Annotated in this window: 1 protein-coding gene; it reads right to left on the bottom strand. The window is 75.3% G+C overall.

All coding sequences use genetic code 11. The features are described 5' to 3' along the window. Positions 1-259, bottom strand: a 259-nt coding sequence (locus tag SB773_RS32835) for a hypothetical protein (protein ID WP_410594590.1), incomplete at both ends; no start/stop codon positions are given.

The following is a 259-nucleotide window of genomic DNA, read 5'->3' as shown; positions in this document are numbered from 1 at the left end:
CGACGCGCAGCCTGCCGCGCTCGAGCAGCACCCGGACCTCCAGAACGCCCGTCGCCGGCTCCAAGGAGTCCAGCAAGGCCTCGGCCTCCTCGGTCCGCCCCTGGAGGCCCAGCGCACGCGCGCGTTGCGTCTCCAGTTCGGCGCGCACGAGCTCCGACCGGTCCGGGCGCGCGGCAGCATCGGCGAGCCGTTCCGCGGAGGCGATCGGGTCGCCGGGGAGCCACAGGCGGTCGAGCTCTGCCTGCTCCAGGCGTTCCTC

Origin of the sequence: Bacillus sp. SIMBA_074, assembly GCF_046534555.1 — a bacterium.
Lineage (GTDB): Bacteria > Bacillota > Bacilli > Bacillales > Bacillaceae_G > Bacillus_A > Bacillus_A mycoides.
This window is presented reverse-complemented; position numbering and strand designations above follow the sequence as displayed.